The 16,149-nt window shown below is 32.8% G+C and carries 19 protein-coding genes; 15 read left to right on the top strand and 4 right to left on the bottom strand.

Annotated elements, in window-relative coordinates:
• Positions 1-2: 2 nt before the first annotated feature.
• Both porZ and gdhA read right to left on the bottom strand, forming a co-directional pair.
• Positions 3-2,285: a type IX secretion system anionic LPS delivery protein PorZ gene (porZ, locus tag BUE95_RS04480; protein ID WP_073581812.1), complete on the bottom strand. Its 2,283-nt coding sequence runs from the start codon at positions 2,283-2,285 to the stop codon at positions 3-5.
• A gap of 118 nt (positions 2,286-2,403) precedes the next feature.
• Entirely contained in the window at positions 2,404-3,747 is a 1,344-nt protein-coding gene (gene gdhA, locus BUE95_RS04475) for an NADP-specific glutamate dehydrogenase (RefSeq protein ID WP_073581810.1), read from the bottom strand.
• A 255-nt stretch (positions 3,748-4,002) separates the two neighbouring features.
• On the opposite strand from gdhA, the gene BUE95_RS04470 reads away from it, so the two are divergent.
• Entirely contained in the window at positions 4,003-4,779 is a 777-nt protein-coding gene (locus BUE95_RS04470) for a THC0290_0291 family protein (RefSeq protein WP_073581808.1), read from the top strand.
• Positions 4,780-4,838: 59 nt separating this feature from the next.
• Here BUE95_RS04470 and BUE95_RS04465 read toward each other — a convergent pair whose 3' ends face one another.
• Positions 4,839-5,981, bottom strand: a complete 1,143-nt coding sequence (locus BUE95_RS04465; protein WP_073581806.1) for a cystathionine gamma-synthase — start codon at positions 5,979-5,981, stop codon at positions 4,839-4,841.
• A 111-nt stretch (positions 5,982-6,092) separates the two neighbouring features.
• On the opposite strand from BUE95_RS04465, the gene BUE95_RS04460 reads away from it, so the two are divergent.
• The 5 genes from BUE95_RS04460 (at position 6,093) to BUE95_RS04440 (ending at position 10,099) form a co-directional block, all read left to right on the top strand.
• A complete protein-coding gene (locus BUE95_RS04460) occupies positions 6,093-6,794 on the top strand; it encodes a response regulator transcription factor (protein WP_073581804.1) in 702 nt (233 codons plus the stop codon).
• Between the two features lie 60 nt (positions 6,795-6,854).
• A complete protein-coding gene (locus BUE95_RS04455) occupies positions 6,855-8,171 on the top strand; it encodes a sensor histidine kinase (RefSeq protein ID WP_234977623.1) in 1,317 nt (438 codons plus the stop codon).
• 155 nt (positions 8,172-8,326) lie between these two features.
• Positions 8,327-8,821, top strand: a complete 495-nt coding sequence (locus BUE95_RS04450) for a hypothetical protein (protein WP_073581800.1) — start codon at positions 8,327-8,329, stop codon at positions 8,819-8,821.
• Positions 8,822-8,832: 11 nt separating this feature from the next.
• Positions 8,833-9,315, top strand: a complete 483-nt coding sequence (locus tag BUE95_RS04445) for a hypothetical protein (RefSeq protein WP_073581798.1) — start codon at positions 8,833-8,835, stop codon at positions 9,313-9,315.
• Complete coding sequence (locus BUE95_RS04440) at positions 9,299-10,099, top strand: YoaK family protein (RefSeq protein WP_073581796.1); 801 nt, start codon at positions 9,299-9,301, stop codon at positions 10,097-10,099. Before BUE95_RS04445 ends, BUE95_RS04440 begins: the two co-directional genes overlap by 17 nt.
• A gap of 58 nt (positions 10,100-10,157) precedes the next feature.
• On the opposite strand, the gene BUE95_RS04435 is transcribed toward BUE95_RS04440, so the two are convergent.
• Positions 10,158-10,613 carry a DinB family protein gene (locus tag BUE95_RS04435; RefSeq protein ID WP_073581794.1) on the bottom strand — a complete coding sequence of 152 codons (456 nt, stop codon included), beginning with the start codon at positions 10,611-10,613 and terminating at the stop codon, positions 10,158-10,160.
• A gap of 80 nt (positions 10,614-10,693) precedes the next feature.
• On the opposite strand from BUE95_RS04435, the gene BUE95_RS04430 reads away from it, so the two are divergent.
• The 9 genes from BUE95_RS04430 to BUE95_RS04390 all read left to right on the top strand — a co-directional run bounded on the left by BUE95_RS04430 (position 10,694) and on the right by BUE95_RS04390 (position 16,139).
• Positions 10,694-11,044: an arsenate reductase family protein gene (locus BUE95_RS04430; protein WP_073581792.1), complete on the top strand. Its 351-nt coding sequence runs from the start codon at positions 10,694-10,696 to the stop codon at positions 11,042-11,044.
• A complete protein-coding gene (locus BUE95_RS04425; protein WP_073581791.1) occupies positions 11,044-11,958 on the top strand; it encodes a DMT family transporter in 915 nt (304 codons plus the stop codon). Before BUE95_RS04430 ends, BUE95_RS04425 begins: the two co-directional genes overlap by 1 nt.
• 103 nt (positions 11,959-12,061) lie before the next feature.
• Positions 12,062-12,922 carry a YicC/YloC family endoribonuclease gene (locus BUE95_RS04420; protein ID WP_073581790.1) on the top strand — a complete coding sequence of 287 codons (861 nt, stop codon included), beginning with the start codon at positions 12,062-12,064 and terminating at the stop codon, positions 12,920-12,922.
• A 41-nt stretch (positions 12,923-12,963) separates the two neighbouring features.
• Positions 12,964-13,326 carry a four helix bundle protein gene (locus tag BUE95_RS04415; protein ID WP_073581789.1) on the top strand — a complete coding sequence of 121 codons (363 nt, stop codon included), beginning with the start codon at positions 12,964-12,966 and terminating at the stop codon, positions 13,324-13,326.
• 49 nt (positions 13,327-13,375) lie between these two features.
• The gene (locus tag BUE95_RS04410; RefSeq protein WP_073581788.1) at positions 13,376-14,053 is read left to right on the top strand and encodes a hypothetical protein; all 678 of its coding nucleotides are present in this window, start codon (positions 13,376-13,378) and stop codon (positions 14,051-14,053) included.
• A gap of 70 nt (positions 14,054-14,123) precedes the next feature.
• Complete coding sequence (gene gmk, locus BUE95_RS04405; RefSeq protein ID WP_073581787.1) at positions 14,124-14,696, top strand: guanylate kinase; 573 nt, start codon at positions 14,124-14,126, stop codon at positions 14,694-14,696.
• Positions 14,697-14,741: 45 nt separating this feature from the next.
• Positions 14,742-15,323, top strand: coding sequence for a nicotinate (nicotinamide) nucleotide adenylyltransferase (nadD, locus tag BUE95_RS04400; protein ID WP_073581786.1), 582 nt, complete (start codon positions 14,742-14,744; stop codon positions 15,321-15,323).
• Positions 15,324-15,367: 44 nt separating this feature from the next.
• Complete coding sequence (locus BUE95_RS04395) at positions 15,368-15,565, top strand: hypothetical protein (protein ID WP_073581785.1); 198 nt, start codon at positions 15,368-15,370, stop codon at positions 15,563-15,565.
• The gene (locus BUE95_RS04390; protein WP_073581784.1) at positions 15,555-16,139 is read left to right on the top strand and encodes a hypothetical protein; all 585 of its coding nucleotides are present in this window, start codon (positions 15,555-15,557) and stop codon (positions 16,137-16,139) included. The genes BUE95_RS04395 and BUE95_RS04390 overlap by 11 nt, the downstream gene beginning before the upstream one ends.
• The last annotated feature ends 10 nt before the right edge of the window (positions 16,140-16,149 follow it).

Raw genomic sequence — 16,149 nt, 5'->3', positions numbered from 1 at the left:
AATTATCTGATAATCATCACTTTCTTAACTGTAGTATCCATACCATCTTGAGAAGTCACAAAAATCATGTAAACCCCCGATGTTACTTTGTACTTCCCAAAAGCTGTTGTGTCCCATTCTATTGTTCCTCCAGCAGAAGTGGTTTCGTGCACTAAATTTCCTTCGATATCCGTAATTTTCACATTAGCTCTATCTGTTAATCCACTAATTTTAACTGTTCCAATAAAATTGGGGCGTACTGGATTTGGATATACAAAAACATCAGCTAAATTATCACTAGGTTTGGTTGAAGTTCCTAAAAAAGAAACAATTCCTTTATCGGTAGCAAAAAACACTTCGCCAGAAACACCATCTATCTCAATATCTACTACATTGTTACTAGGCAAAGGAGCGTTGTTCTTTGTAAAGCGATAGATTGTCTGTTGCCCATTTGAAGAAACCAAGAAAACCCCACCATCTGCTATAGAAACCCATTTCCTGTTGGCACCATCTACAGCAATATCTAAAATAGGTTGTTGAAAAAACAGTTCCTGAGCTAAATCCCCTTCTTGAATAATGATTGGAAAAACTTGTAATTCGGTTTCTGAAATAAACCGATCTACACTGGATAAAACGCGCAAACCTGACATGGTTCCAATCCACAACTGGTTGCGATTATCAATGGCTAAACAATTTACTACAGCCGCTGGGATGTCTGCATTATTTCGGTTAATTACAATAAATTTGTTATTATAATTCTCATTAAAAGCCACTACACCATCATTATAAGCTGGAATCCATTTGGTGTTGTTTTTATCAATCGCCATTGCATTATATCTTCCTGTTGCTAAATTTGCCGTTATACCCGATAAATCATACGATTGCCATTGACCATTGGCTCTCAGAACTTTGATGGATCGATTTACAAATCCATTGGTTACCCATAAATTTCCTTGCCTATCAAAAGCTGGACTATTAATTCGAACATCCACATAAGAGGGGTTACCCGACAGCACTAATGATTCCAACCCGTTAGGCCCTGTATTGGTGTTGTTTAACAACTCAACCGTATCGTCTTGAAATTTTAACATTCCCGAGAAATAGGAAGTTACATATACCTGATTAGGTCGAGCTGGGTTAAAAGCAATATCTGATAATGATTTTGCCCCCAGAAGTTCGTCGTAAGGCTTATTAATCCAACCATTTTCATTATCAAAAACACTTAATCCTAATTCATCTAGAGGATATGGATTGTATTCCTCATCATAATCGCCGTGTATTGCCCAAATTTTATTGGGTGTTTTTTTTAATCTGAAAGTATAGTTTTGTAAGGGTCCGTTTGGTGATATTGCATTAAAGATAGTTGGGTTTGCTAAACTTGTTGAAAACAAACCCTCTTTTTGTGTTCCAATGTAAATAATCCCCGCTACAACTGAAGCAGCAGTAAACTGTACATTAAAATCTGGAATTTGAGTAACATTCGCCACAACAGTTAAAGATTGATTTAAAACATGAACACTGCTTTGAGTAGTAACAACAAGCTCTGTTCCATTCGTTTTAAGTTTTAACCCTACCTGAGCGTGATTTAAAATTTCTTGGAAAAGACCACCATCATATCGATACGTCCTTGAATTGGTATTTGAAGCAACAAGTTGGTTATTAAAAGTTACGATTCCTGTCCAAAAATCAGTATCAAAAGTTTGCCACTGGTTAAAATCAAATAAATTGGGATTATCCAAACTAGCCTTTCTAATCCCAAAGCTTCTAGTAACTGCATAAATTTCATTATTTAAAACAGTAGTTTGTAAGACTTCTGTTTCTTCTCCAGCAGTACCGATGAAATAGGTGGAAATAAATTCAGTGGTAGTGATATCAATTACAGAAATCCCATAATCTGTAGCCACATACAAACGTCCATTAAACTCATAAAAATCGTTAATTCTCTTTTTATTGGGCGGCACTGGGACTTCCGTAATTACGTCTACTTTTGTGGTTACAGAACCATCTGAATTTTGAATTAAAATTAAACCATTATTATTACCAACAAAAGTTTTATTAAATGCTTCTGAACGATGAATGGTCGTAATAACATCGGGTTTTAAACCTGTTATAGCATTATAAATACTCAAATTGGCGTTTGTGATTTCTTGGGTAAAAATAGCGTTTTCAGTTGCTGCAAAAATCGCATTTGAAGCGGCTTCCACATCAACAATTTCATTGTAGGAAAAATAACCTTTCCACAATTGATTGTTTTGCTGTGCAAAAAAGAAGTGAGTAAAAAAGAAAATTAAAAACGCTTTTTTCATTGCTAGTATTTAATACAAATATACTACAAACGTATTAATTTCAATTTTGATATATTTTAAAAGCAAAAAGCTCTTTTGGAAAACCAAAAGAGCCTTTTATTATTTCATAAGTAAACAGTTAAACAACACCTTGAGCTAACATAGCATCTGCTACTTTTACGAAACCAGCAATATTGGCTCCTTTAACGTAGTTTACATAACCATCTTCTTCCGTACCATATTTTTTACATTGACCGTGAATACCTGTCATGATGTCTTTTAAACGAGCATCTACTTCTTCACTAGTCCAATTTAAACGGATTGAGTTTTGCGTCATCTCTAAACCAGATGCAGCAACACCACCTGCGTTTGCAGCTTTTCCAGGAGCAAATAAAACCTTAGCATCTAAGAATTGTTTAATAGCTTCTAATGTACATGGCATATTAGCGGCTTCCGTAACACACATTACACCATTAGCAATTAACTTCTTAGCATCTTCTTCGTGTAATTCGTTTTGAGTTGCACATGGAATAGCGATATCCACTTTTGCTTCCCATGGACTTTTCCCTTTATGGAAAACAGCGCTTGGGAATTTTTCAGCATAAGCTTCAGCTCTATTATCGCCACTAGCTCTCATTTCTAACATAAAGTCGATTTTTTCGCCAGAAATTCCGTCAGCATCATAAATATATCCATCAGGACCAGAAAGTGTCACTAATTTCCCTCCCAATTCATTTACTTTAAGCGCAACACCCCATGCCACATTTCCAAAACCAGAGATGGCAACCGTCTTACCCTCAATTGTTTCTCCTTTAGTTTTAAGCATTTGTTGGGTGAAATAAACAACACCATAACCTGTTGCTTCTGGGCGAATTAGAGAACCACCATAAGCCAAACCTTTACCTGTTAAAACTCCTGTAAATTCATTTCGGATTCTCTTGTATTGACCAAACATGTAACCAATTTCTCTTGCACCAACACCGATATCACCAGCAGGAACATCCAAATCTGGACCAATATGGCGGCATAATTCTGTCATAAACGATTGACAAAAACGCATAATTTCAGCATCAGATTTTCCTTGCGGATCAAAATCAGAACCTCCTTTACCACCTCCCATTGGAAGTGTTGTTAAACTATTTTTGAAAACTTGTTCAAAAGCTAAAAACTTGAGAACAGATAAATTTACAGTAGGGTGAAAACGAATTCCTCCTTTGTAAGGTCCGATTGCCGAGTTCATCTGAATTCGGAAACCTCTATTTACTTGAATTTCCCCTTTATCATCTACCCATGGCACTCTAAAAATAATAGAACGCTCTGGTTCAGCCATTCTTAAAAGGACGTTTTTACCGTCATATTTTTTCTCGTTTGCAATAAAAGGCATTACGGTTTCCGCAAACTCTCTAACAGCTTGTAAAAACTCCGGCTCATTTGGATTTTTGGCTTCAACTAAAGCCATGAAATCATTAATTTTTTGTTCCATTATGCTATAAAACTTGTAAATAAACTAATTTGTTAAGTATATTTCTATCTTAAATTATTAAATTCATAAAATTTAAGTCTACAAATATACATTTTAAAAATTACTTGTTATATTTTTAAGAAAAATTTATACAGATTGTGATATATAAATTCGGCTAATCACTTTAAAATAAATTTTTTACACATAAAAAAGGCTCTTATTTTTGATGTACATGTTGTTTTACATATATTTGCCGAACATTGTTAATTTGTGAAAATGATAAAGAAAATTAAATATGCACTAATTGTTCTTATTAGTGTTAACTTTTCGATGCAAGCACAATTTGGTTTTTCCCACGAAATCGGAGCTTTTGTTGGAGGTGTTGCTTTACAATCTGATTTTGGAGTCCGAAATAATTTTGAAACCAATGCTGGAAATACAGGTTATGGGGTTGGTTTGGTTCATTATTTAAACTTTGCTTATCGTGCCGAATGTAATTGTTACACCCCGGAAACCTATTTTAATGACCACTTTAAACTTCGCACAGAAATATCGTACAACAGCACCAAACTTGAGCATTTTGGTAGATGGGCTGAAAAAAATTCACCTACAGGAAATCAATTAAAAGCAATGAAAGGGGAATCAAAAATTACTGATATCGGGATGCAATTAGAATTTTATCCTTTAAGTATTAGAGAATTCACTGCTACAGATGGTGCTTGGGCACCATTCCTTGGACTTGGAGCTCATTTCTCACTTTTTCAGAACGGAACTTATTCTGAATTAGGCCCTATGGGCAACTCAACAACAACTCCAGACAAATATTTAAACGCATGGTCTGACGAAGGCGGAAGTACTTGGTCTATAGTTTCTAGTGTGGGTACCCGATACAAACTAACGGAACTTTCCGATTTATTTGCCGAAGTTAGATGGCAATATTATTTTACGGATTGGGTTGATGGTTTAAATCCTAATCCTGAAATTTACATAGAAAACAAAGCAAATGACTGGAACTTGTGGTTTCATGTTGGATATATATATTATCTAAATTAGTACAAAAGCAAAATCCCGATTTTCAATGAAAATCGGGATTTTTTTTAGTTTTATTACTATTAGCTAAAAGCTTGCTCTAAATCCGCTAGTAAATCTTCGATATCTTCAATTCCTACGCTCAAACGAACTAAGTCATCTGAAATCCCTACCTCTTTTCTTTTATCTTCTGGAATAGAAGCATGTGTCATCAAAGCAGGATGATTTGCTAACGATTCCACTCCTCCTAATGATTCTGCTAAAGTGAAGACTTTTAAATTTTCTAAAAACTTAATCGCATCTTCTTTTTTACCCGATTTAAAAGTAAAGGTTACCATTCCTCCGAAACCACTCATTTGCTTTTTAGCAATTTCATGAAATGGATGAGAAATTAAACCTGGATAGTATACTCTTTCTACTAAAGGGTGATTGTTCAAAAATGCGGCTACTTTTTCTCCATTTTCGCAATGACGTTGCATGCGTAAGTGTAATGTTTTGATTCCTCTTAACACCAAAAAGGAATCCATTGGGCCTAATGTCGCTCCAGTGGCAAACTGTTTGAAATGCAATTCTTCTCCTAAAGCTTTATCTTTAATAATTAAAGCACCCGCTATAACATCGGAATGTCCACCTAAATATTTCGTTGCTGAATGCATAACAATATCAGCACCTAAGTCCAATGGTTTTTGCAAATAAGGTGTTGCAAACGTATTATCTACTGCAAATAAAATATTGTGCTTTTTGGTAATTTGTGCAATTGCGGCAATATCTGCTAATTTCATTAACGGATTTGTTGGTGTTTCAACCCAAACCAATTTCGTATTTTCATTGATTAACGATTGGAATTTCTCCAAATCATTCATGTCTACAAAATGAAATTTGATACCACTATCTTTATATAATCTTGTAAATAATCTATAAGTTCCACCATACAAATCGTCCATGGCAATGATTTCATCACCAGCTTTAAACATGCGCAACACACAATCCGTAGCCGCCAATCCAGAAGAAAAAGCCAACCCTCTTGCCCCGTTTTCGATACTTGCTAGTGCCTCTTCTAAAGCAGTTCTAGTTGGATTTGCTGCTCTACTGTATTCGTAATCACCAATTGGCTTTCCTGGACTTGATTGTACATAAGTCGAAGTTTGAAATACGGGAGGCATTACCGATCCCGTTACTTTTTCATGATGTTGCCCACCATGTATCGTTTTGGTATTGAATTTCATTTTTCTTAAATTTAAGTTACAAAGGTATTAAGTTTAAACGATTTTCTTTAATTTGCGAATAAGTTTAGTAAGACTTTAATATTTCTATCTTCAAAGGTACCATAAAAATTCATGAAAAAAATACTAGTAGTTGAAGATGAAGCACATGTAGTTTCATTCATAAAAAAAGGGTTAACAGAGGAAGGTTACGAAGTAAGCGTTGCTTTTGATGGCAGCACGGGTCTTCAGCTAGCGTTAACCAATGTTTTTGATTTTATTATTTTAGACATTATGTTACCCGAAATGAACGGACTCGAAGTATGCAAAAACATTCGAAACAAAAATTCGAATGTCCCCATTCTATTCTTGACTGCTTTAGGTACGTCAGAAAATATTGTACTTGGATTGGAAAGTGGTGCTGATGATTATTTGGTTAAACCGTTTAAATTTATTGAATTGGTTGCAAGAATAAAATCTCTATTAAGAAGAACGGAAGACAAGAGCCCACTTAACAAAGAAAAAAACATTCAACAAGATTACATTCATACCTTTAACGATATAGTATTAAATGATTACACCAAAAAGGTATCCAAAAACAATGAAGAAATTTCGCTAACCACAACCGAATACAAACTCCTTTTCTACTTTTTACAAAACAAAAACAGAGTGCTTTCAAGAATGGATATTTTAGAAGGCGTTTGGGGTGTTGATTATGATTTAGGAACCAATGTTGTTGATGTTTATGTTAATTACCTCAGAAAAAAAATCGACAACTCTGATGATAGAATCATCCATACCGTAATCGGAATGGGCTATGTGCTTAAGGAAAACTAATTTATGATTACTACTTTAAAAAAACAATCACGCACCGTTCTATTGCTATTAATCCCTTTTTTGATAGTAATATTTCTATTTAGTATCTTCATTTATTTTTCAGTCTCTAATTATTCAGAAAAGAATTTTTTTAAACTTTTAGAAGCTAGAGCTTATAAAGTAGCTAAAGAACGATTGGATGAAAAAATAACCAAATCCGACCCTAATTCTCCTGAAAAATTACCTCATGAAAAAGACTTTTTTATTCCAATAGATAACACTTTGGATATTAAAGAGCAAGTACAAAAAATCGGGATTCCAGCTTCATTTTTTGAATTAGTAATAAATAACAAAAGTGCCGAATTTGTCTCAAAAAAATATCTTTACAAAGGAATTCGATATCAATCAACTTCTGGGGATTACATCGTAATTACAGCTGCTGAAAATTACTTCCAAATCAATCAAGCAGATAATTTAATTCGAACCTTATTATTTGCTATTCTAGCTTCTTTAATACTAATTTTATATATCGCATTATACTTTTCTAAAAATATTTTCAAACCCATTTCAGAAATCACAGAGCAAGTAAAAGAAATTAGTTCCGAAAATTTACACCTTCGATTAAACGACAGTAATAGAAGCGATGAATTAAATGATTTAGCGCGGACCTTTAACAATATGCTCGACCGAATTGAAACCTCGTTTGAAACTCAAAACAATTTTATCAGCAATGCTTCACACGAATTAAGAACGCCATTAACCGCAATTATTGGGGTAGCTGACGTTGTTTTAACGAAACCAAGAACCAACGAAGAATATGTAGAAACCTTGAAAATTATTCTTCAAGAGGCCGATAAATTAGACAATAAAACTAAAGCCTTATTGTTTTTAGCTCAAACAGGTTTTAATGGAAAAGTTCAAAAATTTGACAAAGTAAGAATTGACCAATTGCTTTGGGATGTAAAAGAAAATCTAGAAAGTTTAAATCCGAAAAGTAAAATTTATTTGGATATGGACTTACTTCCAGAAAATCCAATGAAACTTAAAGTAAACGGAAACACACAATTACTTCACTTAGCCTTAAGCAATATTATTAGTAATGGTTGCAAATATTCCAACTTTGAAATGGTTACAGTTTCAATCGGTGCTTCAGACGATTTTGTTTACATCGTAATTAAAGATAACGGAATTGGAATTCCAGAAAACGAAATCAAATATATTTATGACCCGTTTTTTAGAGCAACTAATACCAAAAACTTTGAAGGTTATGGAATTGGGCTTCCACTAACTCGAAACATCATTAGAATGCACAAAGGTACCTTACTAGTAACTTCAATTGAAAACAAAGGAACAACCGTTCAAATTACGCTTCCTATTTGGCAGATAAACAAGGATTAAATTGTTGTTTTTGAAATATTTAACTTAACTTTAGACTTTTCTAATCTCGTTTTAATCTCAATCATTACATTTTAATTGTTTTCTAATTTAAGATTTATTTGCTTCTAATTTCGGACTTCTAAATTTGTTTCATAACAAAAAGAAAAAAAGAAGCTATGAAAAAGACAATTTTAATTCCAACCGATTTTACTATTCAATCTCTGAATATTTTAAAGACATTTTTAAACCAAAATCCTAACAACCACTATAACATTGTTTTGGTTCACGGGTTAAACATTGGAGATTCTATTAGAGATCTACTTTTCTTTTCAAAAAACAAACAAATTCAAGAATTAGCAAATGAAGCATTCATCGAAGCGTTTGAAGTAATCAAAAACAAATTTGATTCTCAAATAAATTCATTAAAAATCGATTTTTTTACCGGAAGTAATCAAGCAGCATTCAACAATTTTATCGAAGGATATCAAATCAATCAAATTATCAATTCAAATTATCAACTAACATTTTCAACTCGAAAAAGTTTTGATTTTACGCGATATTTCAACAAAGCTAAAGTCGAAATCACAACGATTGAAATTACAAATCATGTAAATATTCCCGAAAAAGGAAATTTAGCTGAAGTATTTTTCAATCAGATTTCGGTGGGATAAAATCGAATCATATGAAAAAAATTTGGACACAATATCTCTTAGTTTTCGGATTAGGAATTGCTCTTTTCATCTTCTTAATAAGCATGGCGAAAAACCCTGAAATTGAAATTGAAGGCGAATGGAGCGAACTTACCTGGGAATATGAAAAAGCAGATAAAAACGAAACAATTAAACAAGATTTTACATCAATTTCAAATTATGTAAAAGACTTAATTGGTGAAAATTTAGTAATTCATAAGGCTGAAAAATGGAAATTCTACCCAAATGGAAAACTAATTTTAGAAGGAAATGGATATGAAAAAGAAGTGTCTTGGCACATGAAAGGCAGAGGAAATATTTTAGAAATAAAGTACGACAATCAAAATATAGAACATTACAATTTGACAGAACTTTCAGACGACAAATTGGTTTTAAATTTTGACACCGACACACATACCAGAGGAATTGCACGATTAACCTTTGTTAAAACAAACCCATATGTTAAGAAAATATAATAATAGTCGCTCCCTTTCAGACAACATAAAATTAGGAACACTTACTGCATTTACAGCGGGAATGGTGAATATTGGTTCGCTATTATTATTTTTCTCGTTTTCGTCAAATATTACAGGACATTATGCCATTTTAGCGTCTGAAATTGTAAAAGGAAATTTCTACCAAATTGCCGTGGTCTTTTCGTGGATTTTCTTGTTCTTTTTTGGAAGTTTTGTTTCCAATTTAATTGTCATTCATTTGAATCAAAAAAACACCTATTTGGCACATGCTTTACCCTTAATTTTAGAAATTATTTGTTTAATTTTCGTTGGATACTATGGCCAATTCTATTACAGAGAAACATTAATGGAAACTGAAATTCTTTTAGCCTTAATGTTATTTGCCATGGGATTACAAAACGGATTAACAGCAAGCATCTCTAATTTTACCGTAAAAACCACTCATTTAACGGGCACTACAACCGATTTAGGTATTTTATTTTCCATGTTTACAAAAGCAGAATACCGAAATAATGAGGCCTTAAAAGGAAAAGCGAAATTATTATTATCAATTGCTGCTTCTTATTTGTTTGGCGCAATTTTATCAGGATTTACCTATATGTATCTTGGTTTTAAAATGTTTTACGCTGTGAGTTTGGTCTTAACTGTAGTCATCGTTTATGATTTGTACAAATTAAGAGTAAAACGCTTCTTCATTCAAAGGAATGCGAGAAGATTAAATATCGAAAATCTTGGAAGTTATATAAAATTAAACCGTGAAAAAGAAGAATCAATTGCCTCCTAAAGATTAGTTCATGTTAAGTATTCCCGAATTTCAATTGCGTTTGAAGTTCGGGATTTTTTTATAAAAATTTCTTAATCGACATCATAATCCCTAAATGAATGCCTTCGTGATAATTGTTAAATTCCATCGCTTCTTTCCAAGTTCCTAAATAAAATCCCGTTTTAGTTTGATACGGATGAAATTCTTTGAAAATTCCAGCTTCAAAATCAACTTTCGTTTTTTCGACCATTTCTAATAATAATTGTTTGATTTCATCCACTTCAGCTTGCGAAGTTTTACCATCTGGTTGCGAACCGTTTTGATAGTTCTCAAAAAGCGAATCGGGAATATGCATTGGCAAACCTGACAAAGCATAAACCAATTTCTGTTGGGAAACAATAACGTGACCAATATTCCAAATTAGATTATTGCTCATTCCTGCTGGAATTGTATTCAATTGTTCCAACGAATAACTATCTAAGAAATTCTTGTATAATCCGCGGCTAGTTTCCCAAATTCTAAAAGTTGCGTCCATGGCTTAATTTTTTTATAAAATTACTGATTTTTAGAATTCAAAAGGCTGTATTTTTGCATCAGAAATTGAAAAACAATAAAATGAACAAAATATACTATTTGGCTTCGTGTGATACTTGCCGAAAAATAATCAAATCGTTACCCAATTCTGACAAATTGACCTTTATTGATATTCGCCAAAATCCAATTTCGGAAAGAGATTTGGAAGAAATGTACCAACTTTCAGGAAGTTACGAAGCGCTTTTCAGTAAAAAAGCTCAGTTATATAAATCATTAGGTTTAAAAGATAAAAAGCTAACCGAAGCCGATTTCAAAAAATACCTTTTAGAACATTACACGTTTTTGAGTCGCCCAGTTTTTATTATCGATGGGAAGATTTACATTGGAAATAGTCCAAAAAACATTCACGAAGTAATTACTGTTTTAAGCTAATGTCAAAAAGAAGTTGGGCATTAGTTGCCGCTACCTTAGTTTCCATCATTTACGGCGTAACATTTACGATTGCCAAAGACGTAATGCCAAAATATGTCGATGCTTTCGGCTTTATCGTAATGCGTGTTGGTGGTTCAGTTTTGTTATTTTGGTTAATCTCCTTTTTTGGACCCAAAGAAAAAATCGCTAAAGAAGATTTTCCCCGAATTATTGCAGCTGCGTTCTTCGGCGTAGCTTTCAACATGCTGACTTTTTTCAAAGGATTAAGTTACACATCACCTATTATGGGAGCCGTTTTGATGGTAACCACACCTATGATTGTTTTGGTTTTATCCGCATTCATCATGAAAGAACGCATGCAAAACCGAAAAGTATTGGGAATCATTTTAGGCTTAGCTGGTACAATAACTTTAATTCTTTACGGAAAATCATTGGTAAATGCAACCAACGCAAGTTTAGGAAACTTATTGGTTTTTGTAAATGCGGTTTCTTACGGATTTTACCTCATCATCGTAAAGAAATTAATGGACAAATACAATGCCTTCACTTTTGTGAAATGGATTTACACTTTTGGTTTTTTGATGGTGTTACCTTTTGGTTGGGGCGAATTTCAAGCCATAGATTTTGCTAATTTGCCAACAGATATCATCTGGAAAATTGGTTTTGTAGTTGTGTTTTCGACTTTCTTAACGTATTTGTTGAATTTAGTTTCCATGCGAGAACTTAAACCCACAACTGTTGCGGTTTTCATCTATTTACAACCCCTTTTCGCTACTATTTTCGCCGTAAGCTTAGGAAAAGACGATTTGAGTTTGGTGAAATTGATTTCTGCGGTGTTGATATTTATTGGTGTTTATTTGGTAACGCAGAAAGCCTCCCCTAACCCCTCCAAAGGAGGGGGGAAAACTACCTAAATAATTTTTCCTAGCTATATAAATTAGAAATAAATACACAAACTTATTCCCCCTTTGGGGGTTAGGGGGCATTTTCTTATCTTTGAAGACATTTTTATAACGTATGATACACTCCATGACGGGTTTTGGAAAAGCATCTTTGCAATTACCAACCAAAAAAATTACCGTAGAAATCAAATCGCTAAACAGTAAAGGTTTAGACTTAAATACACGAATGCCATCGGTTTTTCGTGAAATGGAATTGGGTTTACGCAATCAAATTTCGCAACGTTTAGAACGCGGAAAGGTTGATTTTTCATTATATGTAGAAGTTACAGGCGAAGAAACAACTTCCAAAATCAATGTCCCGATTGTGAAAGGGTACATTAACCAAATGAAAGCCGTAATTCCAAATGCAGATGAAACGGAATTAATGAAAATGGCAGTTCGTATGCCTGATGCTTTAAAAACTGAGCGCGACGAAATCGATGAAAACGAATGGAAACAAATCCAAACCGTAATTGATGAAGCCTTGGAAAGTATCGCGAATTTTAGAAAAGATGAAGGCGCTTCTTTAGAAAAAGAATTCCAATTACGCATTGCCAACATCAACAATTTAATGAACGAAGCGGTTTCTTACGATGCTGAACGCGTGGAAACTGTAAAAACACGTTTACGAACAGCTTTAGATGAATTAAAAGTCAATGTAGATGAAAATCGCTTCGAACAAGAATTGATTTTTTATCTAGAAAAATATGACATTACTGAAGAAAAAGTACGTTTGGGTAACCATTTGAACTATTTCTTAGAAACCTTAAACGGAACGGAAGCTAACGGAAGAAAATTAGGTTTCATCACGCAAGAAATGGGAAGAGAAATCAATACCATGGGTTCAAAATCGAATCATACCGAAATGCAAAAATTGGTAGTGATGATGAAAGATGAATTGGAAAAAATTAAGGAACAAGTTTTGAATGTTCTTTAATTTTAGTGAAAAGTGACGAGTGAATAGTAAAAAGTCAAAAAATGAGGAGTATAAGTTCGTATAAAGACCTATTAATTTGGAAAAAAGGAATAATTATAGTAGTAAAAGTTTATCAATTAACCAAAGCGTTTCCATCGGAAGAATTATACGCTTTAACAAGTCAAATTAAAAGAGCTTCCGTTTCAATTCCCTCTAACATAGCAGAAGGTTATGGAAGAAATACCGACAAATCTTTTAGTCATTTTATAGATATCTCAAGAGGTTCTTTATGCGAATTAGAAACTCAATTAATCATAGCAAAAGAATTAGGTTTTATTGTTAATTTTGAATTGTATAATGAAATTTTAGAACTTATTATAGAAGAATCTAAAATGATAAATGCCTTTTCTAAATCACTTAAATAAGCTTTTTACTTATCACTAATTACTTATCACTAGAAAATAACACAACACAATGACCAAAGGAAATTTATTAGTATTTATATTTATTCTTTCTCTTTCCTCATGTGGAACAGCCGTAAAAACATTAGCTGGGTTTAAAAATCCGAAAGTAGAAGATAAAATTGAACTTTCATCATACTTTGCTACTGTTTTACCAAACGAGTCAACCTATTTTATGAAAGTGCAAGAAAAAGGAAGTGAAAAAGAAATTATAAACAATATCCTTTTAGGTTTGAATTCTGAATTACTTCTTTTTAAAACAACAGGAGAAAAGTATTGTTACTTGGGAACAGAAGAATGTGGAGGAGTACAAATGCAAAATGCATTTAAAAATTTTAATGAAAATTATGCACCTTGTAAGGATGACAATGATTTGACTATGAATACGTACTTAACCAAGTTATGTGACATAAATGGGAAAAGCATTGGGAAAGAAGAATTACCAAAAGCCGATTTCTACATTTTTCAAAATTGGAATAAATATTCTGGTTCAAAGAAAAAACTTCAAGAAGATGTAAATTGGCTATTAAATTTAAAGAAAAATTCTGATTTGAATGTTGCTATCTTATTTGTAAATGGGGATATGTTAGAAGAATGGGGATTAGAAAAAAATGGCAAATTACCTCTTAAATTTAAAAAAGAAAATGAAGGATTTACAATGACTTTTGGAGAGCTTCCATTAAAAAAATAATTGAAAACAAAACTCTAAATCTTTTAGATTATTTTGATACTTTAGATTTTTTAGATTAAAGAACAACAAAATGACCAAAGGAAAATTATTAGTATTCTCTGCACCATCAGGTTCAGGAAAAACCACTATAGTACGCCATTTATTAGCCCAACCCGATTTGAATTTAGAATTTTCGATTTCGTGTACTACGCGTGCACCTCGTGGTGAAGAAGTAGATGGAAAAGATTATTATTTCATCTCATGGGACGAATTCAAAAAGCACATTAAAGCAGAAGATTTCGTGGAATGGGAAGAAGTCTACACTGATAATTTCTACGGCACTTTAAAAACTGAAGTTGAACGCATTTGGGCATTAGGAAAACACGTAATTTTTGATATTGATGTTGCGGGCGGATTGCGTATTAAAAGCAAATTCCCAAACGAAACCTTAGCGGTTTTCGTAAAACCACCAAGTGTTGACGAATTAAAACGTCGTTTAAAACAACGTTCTACCGAAAGCGAAGACAAAATCAACATGCGTATCGCAAAAGCATCAGTAGAATTAGCAACCGCACCACAATTTGACACCATCATCAAAAATTATGATTTAGATGTGGCAAAAGAAGAAGCGTATCAATTAGTAAAAGATTTTATTAATAAATAACACGTAGAGACGCGATTAATCGCGTCTCTACATTAATAAATTATCATGAAAATCGGATTGTATTTCGGAACGTTTAATCCCATTCACATTGGGCATTTAATTATTGCCAATCACATGGCGGAATATTCTGATTTGGACCAAATTTGGATGGTGGTTACCCCGCACAATCCGCACAAGCAAAAAAGTTCGTTATTAGATGATTATCATCGTCTGCATATGGTACATTTGGCAACCGAAGATTACCCAAAAATCCAACCTTCTGATATCGAATTCAAGTTACCGCAACCGAATTATACTGTAAATACCTTAGCGCATTTACAAGAAAAATTCCCAAAAAACGAATTTTCCTTGATTATGGGCGAAGACAATTTGAACTCACTTCACAAGTGGAAAAACTACGAAGTCATTTTACAGAACCACGATATTTATGTCTATCCAAGATTAAATTCAGGTGAAATTGACAAGCAATTTGTAAATCATCCAAAAATTCATCGTGTAGGCGCTCCAGTTATTGAATTATCTTCCACCTTCATTCGCGAAAGCATTAAAAACGATAAAAATGTGGTTCCGATGTTACCGAATAAAGTTTGGGAATACGTGGAACATAATTTGTTTTATAAGAAGTAAAAGGTTTTAAGATTTTTTGTGTTTTTTAATAAACAATTGAAAGCATGAGTGTTGTAACTAAAAAATCGGAATTATTAAAATGGCTATCTTCTGTAGAGGATGAAACTACAATTAATCAATTGGATAATTTTAGAAAACAACATAAAACATTTAATTTCAAGAAGGAATTAGAAGCTGCCATCACTGCTGAAGAATTAAAAAAGCGAACAACAAAGTATATTCTTGATAATTATGTTTCATAAAAACATTCTTTTAATATTGTTCTTTACAACTCTATTTTCTTGTTCTGAAAAGCAATTTTCGTTTGAAAATTACGCAAACTATCCTGTAAAATTTGCTAAGGAAAATTTTTTTTACCCAAATAATGAATTTGAAATCTTCTTACCATTGAACTGGGAAAGTAAAATTGAAAACTATGAAGATAATGATGAAATAATTTTAGGACTTGATGCGTTTTCAAAACCTGATGATGAAAACTTTATCCACGGAATAAGTATTCAAAAAACGAAACCATTTTCATTAAAAAAAGATTTGAAATCTGAGTATGATTACTTTATTGAAAAAATAAATCAAAAAGCTTCTTTGGAAATCATTGATTCTGGAAAAACGGATTTTTTGACAAATGAAGCATACTTTATCCATTCTAAATCTAATTCTGGAAATTATGGCGAATTAGAAATGATAACCATAATTACTAAAAGTAGTAGTGACAATAATTATTTTTATTTAAATGCAGGTGCCTCAAGAACGAAAGAATTAAATAAAAATATGTCAATGATGTTGAGTTGTTTAAAAACGTTTAAACAAAATAATTAGTTATCTCTTA

It is taken from the genome of Flavobacterium cucumis, from assembly GCF_900148835.1.
Lineage (GTDB): Bacteria > Bacteroidota > Bacteroidia > Flavobacteriales > Flavobacteriaceae > Flavobacterium > Flavobacterium cucumis.
This window is presented reverse-complemented; position numbering and strand designations above follow the sequence as displayed.

Coding starts and splice junctions, on each gene's coding strand:
- porZ (WP_073581812.1), bottom strand. CDS start 2,285: ATGAAAAAAGCGTTTTTAATTTTCTTTTTTACTCACTTCTTTTTTGCA.
- gdhA (WP_073581810.1), bottom strand. CDS start 3,747: ATGGAACAAAAAATTAATGATTTCATGGCTTTAGTTGAAGCCAAAAAT.
- BUE95_RS04470 (WP_073581808.1), top strand. CDS start 4,003: ATGATAAAGAAAATTAAATATGCACTAATTGTTCTTATTAGTGTTAAC.
- BUE95_RS04465 (WP_073581806.1), bottom strand. CDS start 5,981: ATGAAATTCAATACCAAAACGATACATGGTGGGCAACATCATGAAAAA.
- BUE95_RS04460 (WP_073581804.1), top strand. CDS start 6,093: ATGAAAAAAATACTAGTAGTTGAAGATGAAGCACATGTAGTTTCATTC.
- BUE95_RS04450 (WP_073581800.1), top strand. CDS start 8,327: ATGAAAAAGACAATTTTAATTCCAACCGATTTTACTATTCAATCTCTG.
- BUE95_RS04445 (WP_073581798.1), top strand. CDS start 8,833: ATGAAAAAAATTTGGACACAATATCTCTTAGTTTTCGGATTAGGAATT.
- BUE95_RS04440 (WP_073581796.1), top strand. CDS start 9,299: ATGTTAAGAAAATATAATAATAGTCGCTCCCTTTCAGACAACATAAAA.
- BUE95_RS04435 (WP_073581794.1), bottom strand. CDS start 10,613: ATGGACGCAACTTTTAGAATTTGGGAAACTAGCCGCGGATTATACAAG.
- BUE95_RS04430 (WP_073581792.1), top strand. CDS start 10,694: ATGAACAAAATATACTATTTGGCTTCGTGTGATACTTGCCGAAAAATA.
- BUE95_RS04425 (WP_073581791.1), top strand. CDS start 11,044: ATGTCAAAAAGAAGTTGGGCATTAGTTGCCGCTACCTTAGTTTCCATC.
- BUE95_RS04420 (WP_073581790.1), top strand. CDS start 12,062: ATGATACACTCCATGACGGGTTTTGGAAAAGCATCTTTGCAATTACCA.
- BUE95_RS04415 (WP_073581789.1), top strand. CDS start 12,964: ATGAGGAGTATAAGTTCGTATAAAGACCTATTAATTTGGAAAAAAGGA.
- BUE95_RS04410 (WP_073581788.1), top strand. CDS start 13,376: ATGACCAAAGGAAATTTATTAGTATTTATATTTATTCTTTCTCTTTCC.
- gmk (WP_073581787.1), top strand. CDS start 14,124: ATGACCAAAGGAAAATTATTAGTATTCTCTGCACCATCAGGTTCAGGA.
- nadD (WP_073581786.1), top strand. CDS start 14,742: ATGAAAATCGGATTGTATTTCGGAACGTTTAATCCCATTCACATTGGG.
- BUE95_RS04395 (WP_073581785.1), top strand. CDS start 15,368: ATGAGTGTTGTAACTAAAAAATCGGAATTATTAAAATGGCTATCTTCT.
- BUE95_RS04390 (WP_073581784.1), top strand. CDS start 15,555: ATGTTTCATAAAAACATTCTTTTAATATTGTTCTTTACAACTCTATTT.